At 66.9% G+C, this 16161-nt stretch carries 17 protein-coding genes; 12 read left to right on the top strand and 5 right to left on the bottom strand.

Annotated features, from left to right (window positions below; genetic code table 11):
* The first annotated feature begins 16 nt into the window (after positions 1-16).
* Genes ACJH5R_RS13385 through ACJH5R_RS13345 form a run of 9 tightly spaced genes read left to right on the top strand, consistent with a single transcriptional unit; the run spans position 17 to position 6754 of the window.
* On the top strand, positions 17-256 hold the full coding sequence (locus ACJH5R_RS13385) for a dihydrodiol dehydrogenase (RefSeq protein WP_406782208.1): 240 nt from the start codon (positions 17-19) through the stop codon (positions 254-256).
* Positions 253-1053 (top strand): 3-(cis-5,6-dihydroxycyclohexa-1,3-dien-1-yl)propanoate dehydrogenase, encoded by an 801-nt coding sequence (hcaB, locus tag ACJH5R_RS13380; protein WP_406782132.1) that lies wholly within the window; start codon positions 253-255, stop codon positions 1051-1053. The genes ACJH5R_RS13385 and hcaB overlap by 4 nt, the downstream gene beginning before the upstream one ends.
* Positions 1050-1775 (top strand): class II aldolase/adducin family protein, encoded by a 726-nt coding sequence (locus ACJH5R_RS13375; protein ID WP_406782131.1) that lies wholly within the window; start codon positions 1050-1052, stop codon positions 1773-1775. Before hcaB ends, ACJH5R_RS13375 begins: the two co-directional genes overlap by 4 nt.
* A complete protein-coding gene (gene pcaH / locus ACJH5R_RS13370; protein WP_406757414.1) occupies positions 1775-2524 on the top strand; it encodes a protocatechuate 3,4-dioxygenase subunit beta in 750 nt (249 codons plus the stop codon). The genes ACJH5R_RS13375 and pcaH overlap by 1 nt, the downstream gene beginning before the upstream one ends.
* A complete protein-coding gene (gene pcaG, locus ACJH5R_RS13365) occupies positions 2517-3065 on the top strand; it encodes a protocatechuate 3,4-dioxygenase subunit alpha (protein WP_406757415.1) in 549 nt (182 codons plus the stop codon). Before pcaH ends, pcaG begins: the two co-directional genes overlap by 8 nt.
* A complete protein-coding gene (locus tag ACJH5R_RS13360) occupies positions 3062-4261 on the top strand; it encodes a lyase family protein (protein WP_406757416.1) in 1200 nt (399 codons plus the stop codon). Before pcaG ends, ACJH5R_RS13360 begins: the two co-directional genes overlap by 4 nt.
* Positions 4258-5418: a 4-carboxymuconolactone decarboxylase gene (gene pcaC, locus ACJH5R_RS13355; protein WP_406782130.1), complete on the top strand. Its 1161-nt coding sequence runs from the start codon at positions 4258-4260 to the stop codon at positions 5416-5418. Before ACJH5R_RS13360 ends, pcaC begins: the two co-directional genes overlap by 4 nt.
* Positions 5415-6083: a 3-oxoacid CoA-transferase subunit A gene (locus tag ACJH5R_RS13350; protein WP_406782129.1), complete on the top strand. Its 669-nt coding sequence runs from the start codon at positions 5415-5417 to the stop codon at positions 6081-6083. The genes pcaC and ACJH5R_RS13350 overlap by 4 nt, the downstream gene beginning before the upstream one ends.
* A complete protein-coding gene (locus tag ACJH5R_RS13345) occupies positions 6080-6754 on the top strand; it encodes a 3-oxoacid CoA-transferase subunit B (protein ID WP_406782128.1) in 675 nt (224 codons plus the stop codon). The genes ACJH5R_RS13350 and ACJH5R_RS13345 overlap by 4 nt, the downstream gene beginning before the upstream one ends.
* Before the next feature lie 59 nt (positions 6755-6813).
* Here the strand turns inward: ACJH5R_RS13345 and ACJH5R_RS13340 are convergent, their stop codons facing one another.
* Positions 6814-7824, bottom strand: coding sequence for a 3-isopropylmalate dehydrogenase (locus ACJH5R_RS13340; protein WP_406757621.1), 1011 nt, complete (start codon positions 7822-7824; stop codon positions 6814-6816).
* A gap of 2 nt (positions 7825-7826) precedes the next feature.
* Complete coding sequence (gene serA / locus ACJH5R_RS13335) at positions 7827-9413, bottom strand: phosphoglycerate dehydrogenase (protein ID WP_406757420.1); 1587 nt, start codon at positions 9411-9413, stop codon at positions 7827-7829.
* 348 nt (positions 9414-9761) lie between these two features.
* Here serA and ACJH5R_RS13330 point away from each other — a divergent pair, with 348 nt between their 5' ends.
* The 3 genes from ACJH5R_RS13330 to ACJH5R_RS13320 all read left to right on the top strand — a co-directional run bounded on the left by ACJH5R_RS13330 (position 9762) and on the right by ACJH5R_RS13320 (position 12501).
* On the top strand, positions 9762-10232 hold the full coding sequence (locus tag ACJH5R_RS13330) for a DUF4262 domain-containing protein (protein WP_406757421.1): 471 nt from the start codon (positions 9762-9764) through the stop codon (positions 10230-10232).
* A 26-nt stretch (positions 10233-10258) separates the two neighbouring features.
* The gene (locus ACJH5R_RS13325) at positions 10259-11692 is read left to right on the top strand and encodes a phytoene desaturase family protein (protein ID WP_406757422.1); all 1434 of its coding nucleotides are present in this window, start codon (positions 10259-10261) and stop codon (positions 11690-11692) included.
* A 185-nt stretch (positions 11693-11877) separates the two neighbouring features.
* The gene (locus ACJH5R_RS13320) at positions 11878-12501 is read left to right on the top strand and encodes a hypothetical protein (protein WP_406757423.1); all 624 of its coding nucleotides are present in this window, start codon (positions 11878-11880) and stop codon (positions 12499-12501) included.
* 117 nt (positions 12502-12618) lie between these two features.
* On the opposite strand, the gene ilvC is transcribed toward ACJH5R_RS13320, so the two are convergent.
* Genes ilvC through ACJH5R_RS13305 form a run of 3 tightly spaced genes read right to left on the bottom strand, consistent with a single transcriptional unit; the run spans position 12619 to position 16055 of the window.
* Positions 12619-13620, bottom strand: coding sequence for a ketol-acid reductoisomerase (ilvC, locus tag ACJH5R_RS13315; protein ID WP_406757622.1), 1002 nt, complete (start codon positions 13618-13620; stop codon positions 12619-12621).
* Positions 13621-13674: 54 nt separating this feature from the next.
* A complete protein-coding gene (ilvN, locus tag ACJH5R_RS13310; protein ID WP_406757424.1) occupies positions 13675-14187 on the bottom strand; it encodes an acetolactate synthase small subunit in 513 nt (170 codons plus the stop codon).
* On the bottom strand, positions 14187-16055 hold the full coding sequence (locus ACJH5R_RS13305; RefSeq protein WP_406782127.1) for an acetolactate synthase large subunit: 1869 nt from the start codon (positions 16053-16055) through the stop codon (positions 14187-14189). Before ACJH5R_RS13305 ends, ilvN begins: the two co-directional genes overlap by 1 nt.
* Between the last annotated feature and the right edge of the window lie 106 nt (positions 16056-16161).

Here is a 16161-nt window from a genome sequence, read left to right as displayed (position 1 = left end):
CGCACTCGACGACCTGATGGCCAATGCGGTGGGTGACGCCATAACCATCGCCAACGAGTTCACCGAAGTCACGCTGCGCCGGGTCGATACCCGCAACGGTTCGCGGCTGCTGATCGCCTCACCGAAGTCGGGACAATGGATCAGTCTCGATGCCCTGGAACTTGAAGCATTGACCTGGCAGAACACCTACACATTGGCCGCGATGGTCGGCAAGATGCATCAACCGCTCCTCGCAGACGACAGTGACCTGCCATGACCCGATGGCTGGACGGTAAGCGTGCGCTGGTCGTCGGCGCCGGCTCGGGCATCGGCCGAGCAGTCGTTGACGCATATCTCGACGAGGGAGCCCAGGTCGCGGTACTGGAACGCGATCGGTCGAAGTGCGATGCCTTGGCACGTCAATTGCCCGGAGTGCCGGTGACACAGGGCGATGCGACCACTGCCGAGGCAAACGAACGCGCTGTCGCAGCAACAGTCGCGGCATTCGGCGGCCTGGACACGCTGGTCACCTGTGTCGGGATCTTCGACTTCTACAAGGGAATCACCGACATCTCGACCGAAGAGCTGGCGCCGGCCTTCGACGAGATGTTCACCACGAACGTGCTGAGTTATCTGCAGTCGGTGAAGGCCGCCATCCCGGCGCTTCAAGCCCAGGAGCGGTCGTCCATCGTTCTCACTGAGTCTGCGTCGTCGTTCTATCCCGGTCGCGGCGGCGTACTTTACGTCGCGTCGAAGTTCGCCGTGCGCGGCCTCGTCACCACTCTCGCCTACGAACTCGCCCCGAACATCCGGGTCAACGGCGTTGCACCGGGCGGCACGTTGAACACCGACCTGCGCGGTTTGCAGAACCTGTCGCTCGACCAGATCCGCCTTGACGACACCCCCAACCGGGCCCGCGATCTCGCCGCACGCACCCCGCTCAATGTCGCACTCACTCCACAGGACCACGCTTGGAGCTATGTCTTCCTGGCATCGGACCGGTCCCGCGGCATCACCGCAGGGAGCACACATCCCGACGGTGGATTCGGAATGACTACCGGGGGTACCGCGTGACCGCCGACTATCTGTCGCCGCTGCGGCTGGAGGTCGCCCAGGCATGCCGAGTCGCTGCCGCCCGGGGCCTGGTGGACGGCATTCTCGGACACATCAGTGCCCGAGTCGACGAGGAACACCTACTCATGCGGTGCCGCAGCGACTCTGACGACGGCGTCGCATTCACTGGTCCCGACGACATTCGGCTCATCCGCTTTGACGGAACACCGGGCATGCCAGGCGAACTGGACGGGTATCGGGTGCCTAACGAGCTGCCGATTCACGTCGAAACCCTGCTGGCCCATCCCGAACACCGGGCAGTGGCCCACCTGCATCCGGCGGCCGTCGTGGCCGCCGACCTGGCGGGCATCACGATAGAACCCATCTACGGGGCCTTCGACATCCCTGGCGCATGGCTCGCGCGTCGGGGCGTCCCGGTGTACCCGAGGGCCGTGCTGATCCGCACCGCAGAACTCGGCAAGGAGATGGTCGCCGCCATGGCGGGCAAGCCGGTGGTGATCTGCCGCGGCCACGGCATCACCAGTGCCGCAGCCACCGCTGCCCGGGCTGTCCTGCAGGCGATCAGCCTGGACCAACTGGCTTCGATGTCACTGCGGGTCCGCTCCGCGGGCGGCACATTGAGGCCGATCGACGAATCGGATTGGGCGGATCTGCCCGACCTTGGTCCCTCATTCACCGCGGATGCCGCGTGGCGCCACGAACTGGCCCGGCTGGAGCGGTGATGACGGGTCAGGCGGAGATCAGCGCCGAGATCGCGGCGATCCAGGTCGAGTACTCGCGCGCGGGCATGCAAGAGAGCCAGCCGAAGCTGGACTATCCGCCGTACCGCAGTAGCGTGCTGCGCCATCCCAAGAGTCGGCTCCACCTCACGGATCCAGAGGGCATCGAGCTACAGGCGCCCTGTTTCGGCGACGGCGACCTCGGCCCGGGCGACGCCGATCTGACCGCGCAGCACACCGGCTCGCCGATCGGTGAGCGGACCGTGGTGACCGGGCGAATCCTCGACGGTGACGGCAGGCCCGTGCGCAAGCAACTCGTCGAGATCTGGCAGGCCAACGCCAGCGGGCGCTACATCCACCAGGGCGATCAGCACCCCGCACCGTTGGACCCCAACTTCACCGGAGCAGGGCGTTGCCTCACCGACGACGACGGGTGTTACCGGTTCACCACGATCAAGCCCGGCCCGTACCCCTGGCGCAACCACCACAACGCGTGGCGCCCCGCGCATATCCACTTCTCCTTGTTCGGCAGTGATTTCACGCAGCGGATGATCACCCAGATGTATTTCCCCGGCGACCCGCTGTGCGCGTTGGACCCGATCTACCAGTCGATCACCGACCAGAAGGCCCGTGATCGGCTCGTCGCGCTCTACGACCACGACATCACCAGCCACGAATGGGCTACCGGCTACCGGTGGGACATCGTGCTCACCGGTTCAGCCGCAACGCCTTTCGAGGATCACGATGACTAATCGGACGGCCACTCCCGGGCAGACCATCGGCCCGTTCTTCGGCTACGCGTTGCCGTTCGAGCGTGGTAGCGAACTCGTTCCCCCCGGCTCAGTCGGTGCCATCCAGCTGCACGGCACCGTCACCGACGGCGCCGGGGCGCCGGTTCCCGATGCGCTGTTGGAGATCTGGCATGCCGATTCGGACGGCGTCGTGCCAACCTCGAGTTCACTTCGTCGCGACGGCGACACCTTCACCGGGTGGGGACGCGCCGCAACAGACGCCGCCGGCCGTTACTGCTTCACGACGGTGAAACCCGGAGCATCCCAGCAGTCGACACCATTTATTGCCGTCGCCGTGTTTGCGCGGGGCCTGCTGAACCGGTTGTTCACCCGTGCCTATCTGCCGGGAGATCAACTCGACGCAGACCGACTGTTGAGTTCCGTTCCTGCTGACCGTCGCCATACGCTCATCGCGGTAGCCGACGAGCAGGGCTTTCGCTTCGACATCAGACTGCAGGGCGCCGACGAGACGGTTTTCCTGCGCTACCGGGGGCAACCATGACCGACTTGTTGTGGCCCGGCGACCACCGGGCAGGACAGATCTTCAGCGACGCGGCGTACCTGGCTGCGCTGGCGCGGGTCGAAAGCGCCTGGCTCGGTGTGCTTGTCGACTCGGGTATCGCACCGGCGACGGCGCGGTCCGACCTATCTGCGGCGATCACCGCAGCCGACGTGGAACCGGTGGCCGTAGCCGCCGAGGCGACCGGAAACCCGGTGCCCGGCCTGCTCGCATTGCTCCGGGATCGCACCGGCCACGAATCGGCCCGCTGGCTGCACCGCGGCCTGACCAGCCAGGATGTCGTCGACACCGCACTGATGCTGTGCCTGCGCGACACGCTGGACCGCGTTCGCAGCGAACTCAGCAGGCAGGTACGCACCGTGGCCGCGCTGGCCGAAACCTACCGTGACAGCCCCATGCTGGCCCGCACGTTGACCCAGCCCGCTTTGCCGACAACGCTCGGCATGAAGTTCGCCCATTGGCTGACCGGACTTCTGGATGGCGCCGACTGTGTCGCGGCACTGCCGGAGCTTTCAGTGCAGGCCGGCGGCGCCGCGGGAACCATGGCCGCTGCCACCGAGCTGACCGGCTCACCCACCGATGCCCTCGCCCTGTCCGGGCGCCTGGCCGCAGCCCTTGGTCTTGCCGAGGGCCCACCGTGGCACACGACTCGATCAGTCATTACTCGCGTGGGTGACGCGTTGGTGACATGTTGCGACGCCTGGGCCCACATCGCCAATGACGTTGCCGCAAGCAATAGATCCGAGGTCGGCGAATTGGCCGAGGGCAGCGGCGGCGGTTCGTCGACGATGCCGCACAAGAACAATCCGGTGTTGTCCCTACTGATCCGCCGTACAGGATTGGCGGCACCGTCGCTGGCCGCCGGCTTGCACGCCGCGTCGGCCGCCGGTGTCGATGAGCGCTCCGACGGCGGCTGGCACGCCGAATGGGCCGCCCTGCGGACCTTGTCCCGCAATGCCGTAGCCGCCGCGTCGCAGACCACAGACCTACTCGCCGGCCTGGTCATCGACACCGATCGCGCCGCGGCCAATCTTGCGTCCGCCGGTGACCTGCTCGGCGAACAGCGGGCGATGACCGAACTGACCGGAAATACCGCTCGTCGCGACTACACCGGGGCGACAAGCCATCTCATCGATGCCGTGTTGCAGCGCGCACACCACTGGATGGAGGCAACATGAGCGTGCCGCGGCTGGTCGGCACTGACTTCGGCGGACCACCGAACGCGGACCTGCTCCTGCTCGGGCCATCGCTCGGGACATCGGCAACCGCCCTGTGGGGCTCAGCCGCTGAACAACTCGCCGAGCGCCTGCGCGTCATCGCGTGGGACCTTCCCGGCCACGGTCGTAGTCCAGCAGCTCCTGCCTTCCGGATACCGGACCTGGCGGCAGGCGTGCTGGCCTTGGCGGACGAGATCGCGCCGCGCTCGGCATTCCATTACGCCGGCAATTCGATCGGTGGTGCGGTCGGTCTGCAGCTGCTGCTCGATGCCCCCGAGCGGTTGTCGAGCGCCACGCTGCTATGCACTGGCGCCGCCATCGGTCGGGCAGAGGATTGGGCGACGCGTGCCGCCACCGTGCGCACATCGGGTACCGGCGCGGTCGTCGAGGCCTGTCTGCAACGCTGGTTCGCACCCGGTTTCATCGATCGGGCGCCGGGTCTGGTCGCGGCGCTGGTGGATGCGTTGCGCGGAACCGACGACGAATCGTATGCCCAGGCATGTGTGGCACTGGCCGACTTCGATGTCACCGCACGACTCGGTCAGATCGCCGCACCGGTGTTGGCCATTGCCGGTTCCCGTGATGACGCCACTCCCCCAGAGTCGTTGGGGCGTATCGCCTCCGGTGTCCAACACGGCCGCCTGGTGGTGCTCGACGATGTCGGCCACCTTGCGCCCGTCGAGGCCCCCAAGGCGACCGTCAACCTCATCCTCGCCCATCTGATGGTGCGGGATCCGGTCTACACCGCGGGTATGTCGGTGCGCCGACAGGTCCTGGGCGACGAACACGTCGACCGCACGATCGCACGCACCACCGAGTTCACCGCCGACTTTCAAGACCTGATCACTCGTTACGCGTGGGGCAACATCTGGACCCGAGACGGCCTCGACCGACGCAGCCGCTCGATCGTCACCCTGACCGCCCTGGTGGCTCGAGGCCACCACGAGGAACTTGCCATGCATCTGCGCGCGGCGCGCCGTAACGGCCTGTCCAACGACGAGATCAAAGAGGTGCTGTTGCAGACCGCCATCTATTGCGGTGTACCCGATGCCAATACCGCGTTCCGCATTGCCGCGCAGGTGCTGGGCGACCACGACAGCTCGGAGGGTTACCGGTGAGCCGTGCTGCGTTCTGTGACAGCGCTGCCGAGGCGGTATCCGGAGTCGCCGACGGCGCAACGGTTTTGGTAGGCGGATTCGGTTTGGCCGGCCTGCCCACCGTGTTGATCGACGCCCTGATCGCCCAGGGAGCTCGCGATCTGACCATCGTCAGCAACAACGCGGGCACTGCTGATACCGGGCTGGCAGCACTGTTGGCCGCCGGGCGGGTCCGCAAGCTGATCTGTTCGTTTCCCCGTCAGTCCGATTCCTACGTGTTCGACGGCCTGTATCGCGCCGGCAAGATCGAGCTGGAGCTGGTACCACAGGGCAACCTCGCCGAACGCATACGCGCCGCCGGTGCAGGCATCGGGGCGTTCTACTGCCCCACTGGCGTTGGCACGCTGCTCACCGAGGGCAAAGAGATTCGGACCATCAACGGCCGGGACTACGCGCTGGAGTATCCGATTCACGGGGATGTCGCGCTGATCCGCGCCCATATCGGAGACCGCATGGGAAACCTGGTGTATCGCAAGACCGCCCGCAACTTCGGCCCGGTGATGGCCGCCGCCGCCACCCTGACGATCGCCGAGGTGTCCCGTGTCGTCGACACCGGGCAGCTGGACGCCGAAGCGGTCGTCACGCCGGGAATCTACGTCGACCGGATCCTGGAGACGAGCTCGTGACGTCGGCCTCTGCGAACACGATCGAGCACATTGATCGCGGCCCGCTGACCCGCGACGAACGTGCCGCCGTGATCGCCCGTGACATCCCTGCGGGTTCGTACGTGAATCTCGGCATCGGACAGCCCACGCTGGTCGCGGATCACCTGTCGCCCGACGACGCGGTGATACTGCACACCGAGAACGGCATGCTCGGCATGGGCCCCGCAGCCCGCGGCGCGGACGTCGATCCCGACCTCACCAATGCCGGCAAGATTCCGGTCACCGAGACTCCCGGGGCCTGCTACTTCCACCACGCCGACTCCTTCGCGATGATGCGAGGCGGGCACCTCGATGTGTGCGTGCTGGGAGCACTACAGGTCAGTCAGTGCGGCGACCTGGCGAACTGGCACACCGGGGAACCGGGCGCAATCCCGGCCGTCGGTGGCGCCATGGACTTGGCGATCGGCGCCAAGGACGTGTTCGTGATGATGGACCTGTTCACCAAGGACGGTGCCGCCAAACTGGTTCCGTCGTGCACCTATCCGCTGACCGGTCTGCGTTGCGTCAGCAGGGTCTATACCGAGTACGCCATCATCGACATCGACACGGCTACCGGAACGATTCGGGCCCGTGAAACCTTCGGCATCACCGCCGCTGCCCTGGCGGCGAGATTGCCCGTCAGCTTCAGCTAGCCCAGCACCCATCCACGATGATGCGGCCCAACGCCATGGGGCGCGTCACCATAGCCGTGTCAGAGCAGGTTCAGAATCCGCTCTCCGGTGGCCACGGTAGACAGCTTCTGCCCACCGCGGGTAGCCAGGTGCTGCTCGACGGCCGCATCGACCCGGGCGGCGGCCTCGGGCTCGCCGATGTGGCCCAGCAGCATGGCCACCGACGTCACCGCCGCGGTCGGGTCGGCGATGCCCTGCCCGGCAATGTCGGGCGCACTGCCGTGCACCGGCTCGAACATCGAGGGATTGGCACCGGTGGCGTCGATGTTGCCGCTGGCCGCCAGGCCGATCCCGCCGCAGACAGCACCCGCCAGGTCGGTGATGATGTCGCCGAACAGGTTGTCGCTGACGATCACATCGAACCGGCCGGGGTCGGTGACCATGTAGATCGTGGCGGCGTCGACGTGGGTGTAGGCGGTCTCGACGTCCGGGTAATCCTTGGCGACTTCGGCCACCGTCCGGGTCCACAACGATCCCGCGTAGGCCAGCACGTTGTTCTTGTGCACCAGGGTCAAGTGCTTACGGCGAGCGCGGGCCTTCTCGAAGGCGAACCGGACCACTCGGGCCACCCCGAACGCGGTGTTGACGCTGACTTCGGTGGCGACCTCGTGGGGGGTGCCGACCCGCAGCGCCCCGCCGTTGCCGGTGTAGGGACCCTCGGTCCCTTCGCGCACCACCAGGAAGTCGATCTCCGGCGGATCGGCCAGCGGGCTCGTCACCCCCGGGTACAACCGGCTGGGACGCAGATTGACGTGGTGGTCCAGGGCGAAGCGGGCGTGCAGCAGCAGGCCGCGCTCCAGCACACCCGAGGGCACCGACGGGTCACCGATCGCGCCGAGCAGGATCACGTCGTGGCCGCGGATCTCTTCCAGCACCGAATCCGGCAGGACCTCGCCGGTGGCGTGATAACGCTTGGCGCCCAGGTCGTATTCGGTCTTCTCGGTGCCCGGGAGCACGGCGTCGAGCACCTTGACGGCCTCGGCGATAACCTCCGGGCCGATCCCGTCGCCGGGGATGACGGCAAGTTTCAGGCTCATGTCAGGTCTACCTCTTCAATCTTGTTGGCGCCGACCGCAGCACTGATCGCCGACTCCACATCGGCGGGCACCTGGCGATCGACCCGCAGCAGGACGGTCGCCGCAGGGCCTTCGGCGTCCTCGGACAGCTGCGCGGCGTGGATGTTGATGCCCGCCGACCCCAGCAGAGTGCCGATCTTGCCCAGCGCGCCAGGCTGGTCGGAGTAGTTGATGATCAGGTTGACGCCTTCGGCACGCAGGTCGAAGTGCCGGCCGTTGATCTCAACGATCTTCTCCACCTGCTGGGTGCCGGACAGCGTGCCGGCAACGGTGACGGTCGAGCCGTCGGCGGTGACCGCCTTGAGCTCGACGACGCTGCGGTGGTTGGGGCTTTCGGTGGCGGTGCCGATCTCGGCGTCGACGCCGCGTTCGGCGGCCAGGGCCGGCGCGTTGACGAACGTCACCGGGTCTTCGATGACCGCCGAGAACAGTCCGCGCAACGCCGACAACCGCAGCACCCCAACGTCTTCGGAGGCCAGTTCGCCGCGCACCTGCACCGACAGCGACACCGGCAGCCCATCGGAGAGCGCGCCCGCCAGTAGCCCGAGCTTGCGCACCAGGTCCAGCCAGGGTGCGACTTCCTCACTGACCGCGCCACCACCGACGTTGACCGCGTCGGGAACGAACTCACCGGCCAGCGCCAGCTTCACGCTCTTGGCGACGTCGGTGCCGGCCCGGTCCTGGGCTTCGGCGGTCGATGCGCCCAGGTGGGGGGTCACCACCACCTGCGGCAGGTCGAACAACGGCGAGTCGGTGCACGGCTCGGTGGCGAACACGTCCAGACCGGCGGCCCGGACGTGGCCGCTGGTGATCGCCGCCGCCAGGGCGGCCTCGTCGATCAGCCCGCCGCGGGCGGCGTTGACGATGATCACCCCCGGCTTGGTCTTGGCCAGGTTTTCCGCGCCGATCAGACCCGCCGTTTCGGGGGTCTTCGGCAGGTGCACCGAGATGAAGTCGGCACGGCCGAGCAGCTCGTCGAGGGGCAGCAGTTCGATACCGAGCTGGGCGGCGCGGGCCGCCGACACATACGGGTCGTAGGCGACGATGTGGGCGCCGAACGCGGCCAGCCGCGCCGCGACCAGCTGTCCGATGCGCCCCAGGCCGACCACGCCGACGGTGTGGTCGTAGATCTCGGTGCCGGAGAACGACGACCGCTTCCACTGCTTGCCGTGCAGCGAGGCGTCGGCGGCCGGGATCTCGCGGGCGGCGGCGAGCATCAGCGCGATCGCGTGCTCGGCGGCGCTGTGAATGTTCGAGGTCGGGGCGTTGACCACCAGCACCCCACGGGCGGTGGCGGCCTCGACGTCGACGTTGTCCAGGCCGACCCCGGCGCGCGCCACGATCTTGAGCTTGGTGCCGGCCGCGAGGACCTCGGCATCGACGGTGGTGGCCGAGCGCACCAGCAGCGCGTCCGCTTCCGGAACCGCGGCCAGCAGCTTCTCCCGGTCCGGGCCGTCCACCCAGCGAACCTCGACCTGGTCGCCGAGGGCGGCGACGGTGGATTGGGCGAGTTTGTCAGCGATCAAAACCACGGGCAGAGTCACTCGGACAGCCTAGTGGCCGGTCGCAAGCCCGGCGGAGCCGGGCGCAGTGGGCCGGCCACCATCAGCACAGTGCCGGTCGCAAGCCCGGCGGAGCCGGGCGCAGTGGGCCGGCCACCATCAGCACAGTGCCGGTCGCAAGCCCGGCGGAGCCGGGCGCAGTGGGCCGGCCACCATCAGCACAGTGCCGGTCGCAAGCCCGGCCCGGCCCATCCCCAGCCCCGAGATTGCACTGAGGCGGGCGCTGCGCCGATTTCACCCGCCTGAGTTCAATCTCGCGACGCGGGGCCCACTTCTTGTCGGACCCCCGGCGGACCCTGGGGTCAAATCGACCCGCAGGAAGGGGCACCTATGTGCTGGAAATGCGATCACCCGGACAGCACCGTCGAGCAGTGGCTGGACTCCATTCGCGCCACGGTGGATAAACACGGTTGGGCGGTGCAATACGTAGAGAGTGATCGCGCACCGTACGCCTACACGGTCGGCCTGCATGAACACGGCCTGCCTGAGCTGCTGGTGACGGGCCTGCCGCCGGATCGGACCGCCCGTTTGCTCAACAGTGTGGCCGCCTACTTGATGACGGGCGGACGGCCGCTGCCCGGCGAATGGATCGAAGTACCCGACGGTCCGCTGCTCGCCGTGGTTGCGGTGGAGCATCCCGACGCGCACATGAACGTGGCAATCGCGTTCTACGGCAGTGGTGTGCGGGCATTGCAGCTGGTGTGGCCAGATGAGCGCGGCCATCGGCCGTGGTGCCCCGAATTCGACAACGGCGGCGTCCGGCAGCCGGTATTGGGGGTACACCCCGATCTGGCCGCATAGCGCGGGCCGCTCCCTACTATCGACGGATGGATGTCACCGTCGTCGGTAGTGGACCCAATGGCCTGGCCGCCGCCGTCATCTGCGCCCGCGCCGGCCTGACGGTTCAGGTTCTCGAGGCCCAGCCCACGTTCGGCGGCGGAGCGCGCACTGCCGCCGATCCGGAATTCGGTGACGTTGCCCATGACATCTGCTCGGCGGTGCATCCGCTCGGCTTGGCATCGCCCTTTTTCACCGAGTTCGATCTGGCCGCCCGGGGTGTGCAGCTGACGGCGCCCGAGATTTCCTACGGCAATCCACTCGATGACCGACCCGCGGCGATCGCCTACCGCGACCTGGACCGCACCTGCGCGGAGTTGGAGCGCGGCTCGTCCTGGCGACGGCTACTGGGGCCGCTGGTGGCCGACAGTCGAGCCGTGGTGGGGTTTCTCCTCGGCGACAAGCGGTCGGTTCCGTCCGGGATCGCCACAGTCGCCCGACTGGGGTTGCGGATGGCCGGACAAGCCGGACCGGCCTGGAACGCGACGCTGTCCGGTGATGACGCCCGCGCCCTCTACACCGGGGTGGCCGCGCACACGATTTCACGACTGCCGTCGGTGACCTCTGCCGGCGCCGGCATGATGCTGGCGACGCTCGGTCATACGGTCGGTTGGCCGATCCCGGTCGGGGGCAGCCAGGCCATCACCGATGCCCTCATCGCCGACCTGACCACGCACGGCGGTCAGGTCGCCGCCGATACCCCGGTGAGCCGGCCACCCGGCGGCGTGGTCCTGTACGACACCGCACCGACCGCGCTGCTGTCGATCTACGGTGACGCGTTGCCGTCGCGGTATGCGAACGCGCTGCGCCGCTACCGGTTCGGTTCCGCGGCGGCCAAGGTGGACTTCGTACTCTCCGGCGAGGTGCCATGGAGCGATCCACGGTTGGCGCAGGCACCCACGTTGCATCTCGGTGGTGACCGCAACCAGATGGCACTGGCCGAAGCCGCGGTCGCTTCCGGGCGGCACGCTCAGCGACCGATGATCCTGGCGGCCTTACCGCATCTGGTCGACCCGTCCCGTATCGACGCCGCCGGACGGCGACCGATGTGGGCTTACGCGCACGTTCCGGCCGGCTCAACGGTCGACCAGGCCGAGGCTGTCACCGCGGGAATCGAGCGATTCGCCCCCGGCTTCCGCGACATCGTGGTCGCGGTCCGATCCGTTCCAGCCGCCCAGCTGGCACACCACAATGCCAACTACGTCGGCGGCGATATCGCCGCCGGAGGCAACAGCGCATGGCGGGCTCTCGCCGGCCCGACCCCACGGGTAAACCCTTGGGCTACAGCGATTCCCGGGGTGTATCTATGTTCGGCGGCCACTCCCCCCGGCGCCGGGGTGCACGGCATGGCCGGCTACTACGCCGCCCGCACCCTGCTGCGCCGCGAGTTCGGGATCAACCGGCTGCCGAGCCTGGCAGCCTGACCGGACCGCGTCCACGTTCGACGCCAGCGAAAACGTTGGCTTTGCGGGCACCTACAGTCTGCACAGATTTTTCCCAGTTAATTAGAGACATACTGCCAGCTTCGGTGTAGCCTCAGCTAACTTGTGTTGGGCGTTACAAAAACTCCCGGTAGTGACACAAGCCACACTTCACTTGAGGAGAAACCGTGCCAACCATCCTTCGTCCATTCGCCTTGGCGGGCGCTGCGCTCATCGGCGCCAGCGCCATCGCCGCAACTCCTGTGATCGTCGCCCCGGCGAACCCGCACATCCCGGCCATCGAACTCACCGCTGACGGCAGCGGTGTGTTCGATGGCGCCCTGGGCAACATCGACTTCTCCGGCATCTTCAGCGGCCTCGGCGACTGGCTGAACAACATCGACTTCTCCGCGATCTTCGGCGATCTGTTCACCAATCTCGACCTGTCCGGCATCTTCGACGATCTGTTCACCAACTTCGACCTGTCGGGGATCTTCAGCGGACTGACCGACTTCCTGGCTAACTTCGACCTCTCCGGCATCCTCAGCGGCTTCTTCGACAACTTCGACTTGTCGGCCATCTTCGGCGGCCTCGGCGACTTCTTCGCCAACTTCGACCTGTCGGGGATCTTCAGCGGGCTCACTGACCTGCTGACCAACTTCGACCTGTCGAGCCTGTTCGGTAACTTCGACCTGTCGAGCCTGTTCGACAACTTCGACCTGTCGGCCCTGTTCGACGACTTGGACCTGTCGAACCTGTTCTCGGGACTGGACCTGTCCGGCTGGCTCGACGGTTTGCTCGGCAGCCTGTAAGTACGACAAATGGCGAGTGGCCCCTTCCGGGGAAGGGGCCACTCGTCTTTGGGGATCTTCTTCGCCTCGATAGCCGTTGTGCGCCAACGGCTATAGGGGCGAAATCAGCACCGCCGCTTAGGCGGTTTCGGTGATGGGCCGGTCCACCCAGCTCATCAGGTCGCGCAGCTTCTTGCCGGTGACCTCGATGGGGTGCTCGGCGTTCTCCTTGCGCAGACCTTCGAGCTCCTTGTTGCCGCCCTCGACGTTCGCCACCAGGCGCTTGACGAAGGTGCCGTCCTGGATGTCGGAGAGGATTTCACGCATCCGCTGCTTGGTACCGGCGTCGATCACCCGCGGCCCAGACAGGTAGCCGCCGAACTCCGCGGTGTCGCTCACCGAGTAGTTCATCCGCGCGATGCCGCCCTCGTACATCAGGTCGACGATCAGCTTGAGTTCGTGCAGCACCTCGAAGTAGGCCATCTCCGGGGCGTAGCCCGCCTCGACCATGACCTCGAAGCCGGTCTTCACCAGTTCTTCGGTGCCACCGCACAACACGGCCTGCTCACCGAACAGGTCGGTCTCGGTCTCCTCCTTGAAGGTGGTCTTGATGACGCCGGCCCGGGTGCCGCCGATGCCCTTGGCGTAGGACAGCGCCAGCGCCTCGCCGTCGCCGTTGGGGTCCTGCGCGACCGCGATCAGCGAGGGCACGCCCTTACCGTCGACGAACTGCCGGCGCACCAGGTGCCCCGGGCCCTTGGGCGCGACCATCCCGACGGTGATGTCGGCGGCCGGCTTGATCAGGCCGAAGTGGATGTTCAGGCCGTGACCGAAGAACAGTGCGTTGCCCGCCACCAGGTTCGGCTCGATGTCGTTGGTGAAGATCTCAGCCTGGGCGGTGTCGGGGGCGAGCACCATGATCACGTCCGCCCACTTGGCGACCTCGGCGGGCGTGTCGACCTCGAGGCCCTGCTCGGCGACCTTGGCGCGCGACTTCGACCCTTCCTTGAGGCCCACCTTCACCTGCACACCGGAGTCGCGCAGGCTCAGCGAATGCGCGTGTCCCTGGCTGCCGTAGCCGATCACGCCGACCTTGCGGCCCTGGATGATCGACAGGTCGGCGTCGTCGTCGTAGAACATCTCAACTGCCACTGTGTTGTTTCCTTACTATCTCTACTGGCTTTTTCTGGGGGACTATTTGGTCGTGCCGATGCCGCGCGGACCGCGAGACAACGATACGAGACCCGATTGGACGATCTCGCGGATGCCATAGGGCTCCAGCACCCGCAGTAGCGCTTCGAACTTGGCCGGCGTGCCGGTGGCCTCGATGATCAACGACTCCGGAGAGACATCGATCACCCTGGCGCGGAACAGGTTCACCGCTTCGACGATCTGTCCACGCGTACTGGCATCGGCACGGACTTTGATCAGCGCGATCTCGCGGGAGACGGAGTTGTCCTCCTCCTGCTCGACGATCTTGATGACGTTGATCAGCTTGTTGAGCTGCTTGGTGATCTGCTCGAGCGGGGTGTCCTCCACCGAGACGACGATCGTCATCCGCGACATGTTCTTGGTCTCGGTGGCGCCGACGGCCAGCGACTCGATGTTGAATCCGCGCCGGGAGAACAGTGCCGCCACCCGCGCGAGCACACCGGGCTTGTCTTCGACCAGCACCGAGAGCGTGTGGGTCTTCCAACCTGTCGCCATCACGCGTGCCCCTCGTTGTTCTCGTCGTCGAACAGCGGCCGGATGCCGCGTGCAGCCTGGATCTCGTCGTTGCTGGTGCCGGCGGCCACCATCGGCCACACCTGCGCGTCCGCGCCGACGATGAAGTCGATCACCACGGGCCGGTCGGTGACCGCCCGCGCCTGATTGATCACGTCTTCGACGTCTTCCTCACGCTCGCAACGCAATCCGACACAGCCCAGCGCTTCGGCCAGCATCACGAAATCGGGGATGCGGTGGGAGTGGGTGGCCAGGTCGGTCTGGCTGTAGCGCTCCCCGTAGAACAGGGTCTGCCATTGGCGCACCATGCCCAGGTTGCCGTTGTTGATCAAGGCAACCTTGATCGGGATGCCCTCGATCGCGCAGGTGGCCAACTCCTGGTTGGTCATCTGGAAGCAGCCGTCGCCGTCGATCGCCCACACCTCGGCGTCCGGGCGGCCCATCTTGGCGCCCATGGCCGCCGGGATCGAGAAGCCCATGGTGCCCAGGCCCCCGGAGTTCAGCCAGGTGCGCGGCTTCTCGTACTTCACGAACTGCGCCGCCCACATCTGGTGCTGGCCGACACCGGCAACATAGAGCGCATCGGGTCCGGCGATGCGGCCCAGCGTCTCGATGACGAACTCCGGCGACAGGCTGCCGTCGCTCTGCGGCCCGTAGCTCAGCGGGTAGGTGGAACGCAGGCCGTCGAGGTAGGTCCACCACTCGGTCTGGTCCAGCGACAGCTTCTCGTGGCGAAGGACCTCGAGCAGCTCGGCGATGACGGCCTTGACGTCACCGACGATCGGGACGTCGGCGTGCCGGTTCTTGCCGATCTCAGCGGGGTCGATGTCGGCGTGAATCACCTTGGCATCCGGGGCGAACGAATCCAGTTGGCCGGTGACCCGGTCGTCGAATCGGGCGCCCAGGGTGATCAGCAGATCCGAGCGCTGCAGCCCGGCCACCGCCGCGACCGTGCCGTGCATACCGGGCATGCCCAGGTGCTGACGGTGGCTGTCCGGGAACGCGCCGCGGGCCATCAAGGTGGTGACCACCGGGACGCCGGTCAGCTCCGCCAGCTCCGCCAGTTCCTCGCAGGCGTCACCGCGGATCACTCCGCCACCGACATAGAGCACCGGCCGGCTCGCGGCCGCGATCAGCTTGGCGGCCTCGCGGACCTGCCGGCTGTGCGGCTTGGTGGTGGGCTTGTAGCCGGGCAGATCCAGCCGCGGCGGCCACGCGAAGGTGCACTGGCCCTGCAGAACATCCTTGGGGATATCGACGAGAACTGCTCCGGGCCGTCCGCTTGCCGCGATGTGGAATGCCTCGGCCAGCGCACGCGGGATGTCGTCGCCGTTGCGAACCAGGAAGTTGTGCTTGGTGATCGGCATGGTGATGCCGGAGATGTCGGCCTCTTGGAAGGCGTCCGTGCCGATCAGCTGACGGCCGACCTGACCGGTGATCGCGACCACCGGGATGGAGTCCATCTGCGCATCGGCCAGTGGGGTCACGAGGTTGGTGGCACCCGGCCCCGAGGTGGCCATGCACACCCCGACCCGTCCGGTGGCGTGCGCGTAGCCGCTGGCCGCGTGCCCGGCGCCCTGCTCGTGGCGGACCAGCACGTGGCGCAGCTTCTTCGAGTCGAACAGCGGGTCGTAGACCGGCAGAACCGCGCCGCCAGGAATGCCGAAGATCACGTCAACGTCGAGCTCTTCCAGCGAACGGATCACCGATTGGGCACCGGTCATCTGCTCCGGCGGGACCCGCTTGGCGGGTGATTTGGCCTTGTCTGAAGCTGCGTCCGAGGCCGAAGCCCCGTTGGCGGCTTGAGACGGTGCCGACCGCTCCGGCGGTCGCGTGGTAGGTGCGCTCACGGTTTCCTCTTCAATTCCTCTGGTGCTATAGAACTGGTGGCAACAAAAAACCCCCGCCAGCTCAGCTGCTGCACGAGGGTTGCGCGTCGGTGTTGGAAGTTCAGGC

This window comes from Mycobacterium sp. SMC-19 (assembly GCF_045310815.1).
Classification (GTDB): Bacteria; Actinomycetota; Actinomycetes; order Mycobacteriales; family Mycobacteriaceae; genus Mycobacterium.
Note: the sequence above shows the minus strand (reverse complement) of the source record. Positions and strands in the feature narration are given on the sequence as shown.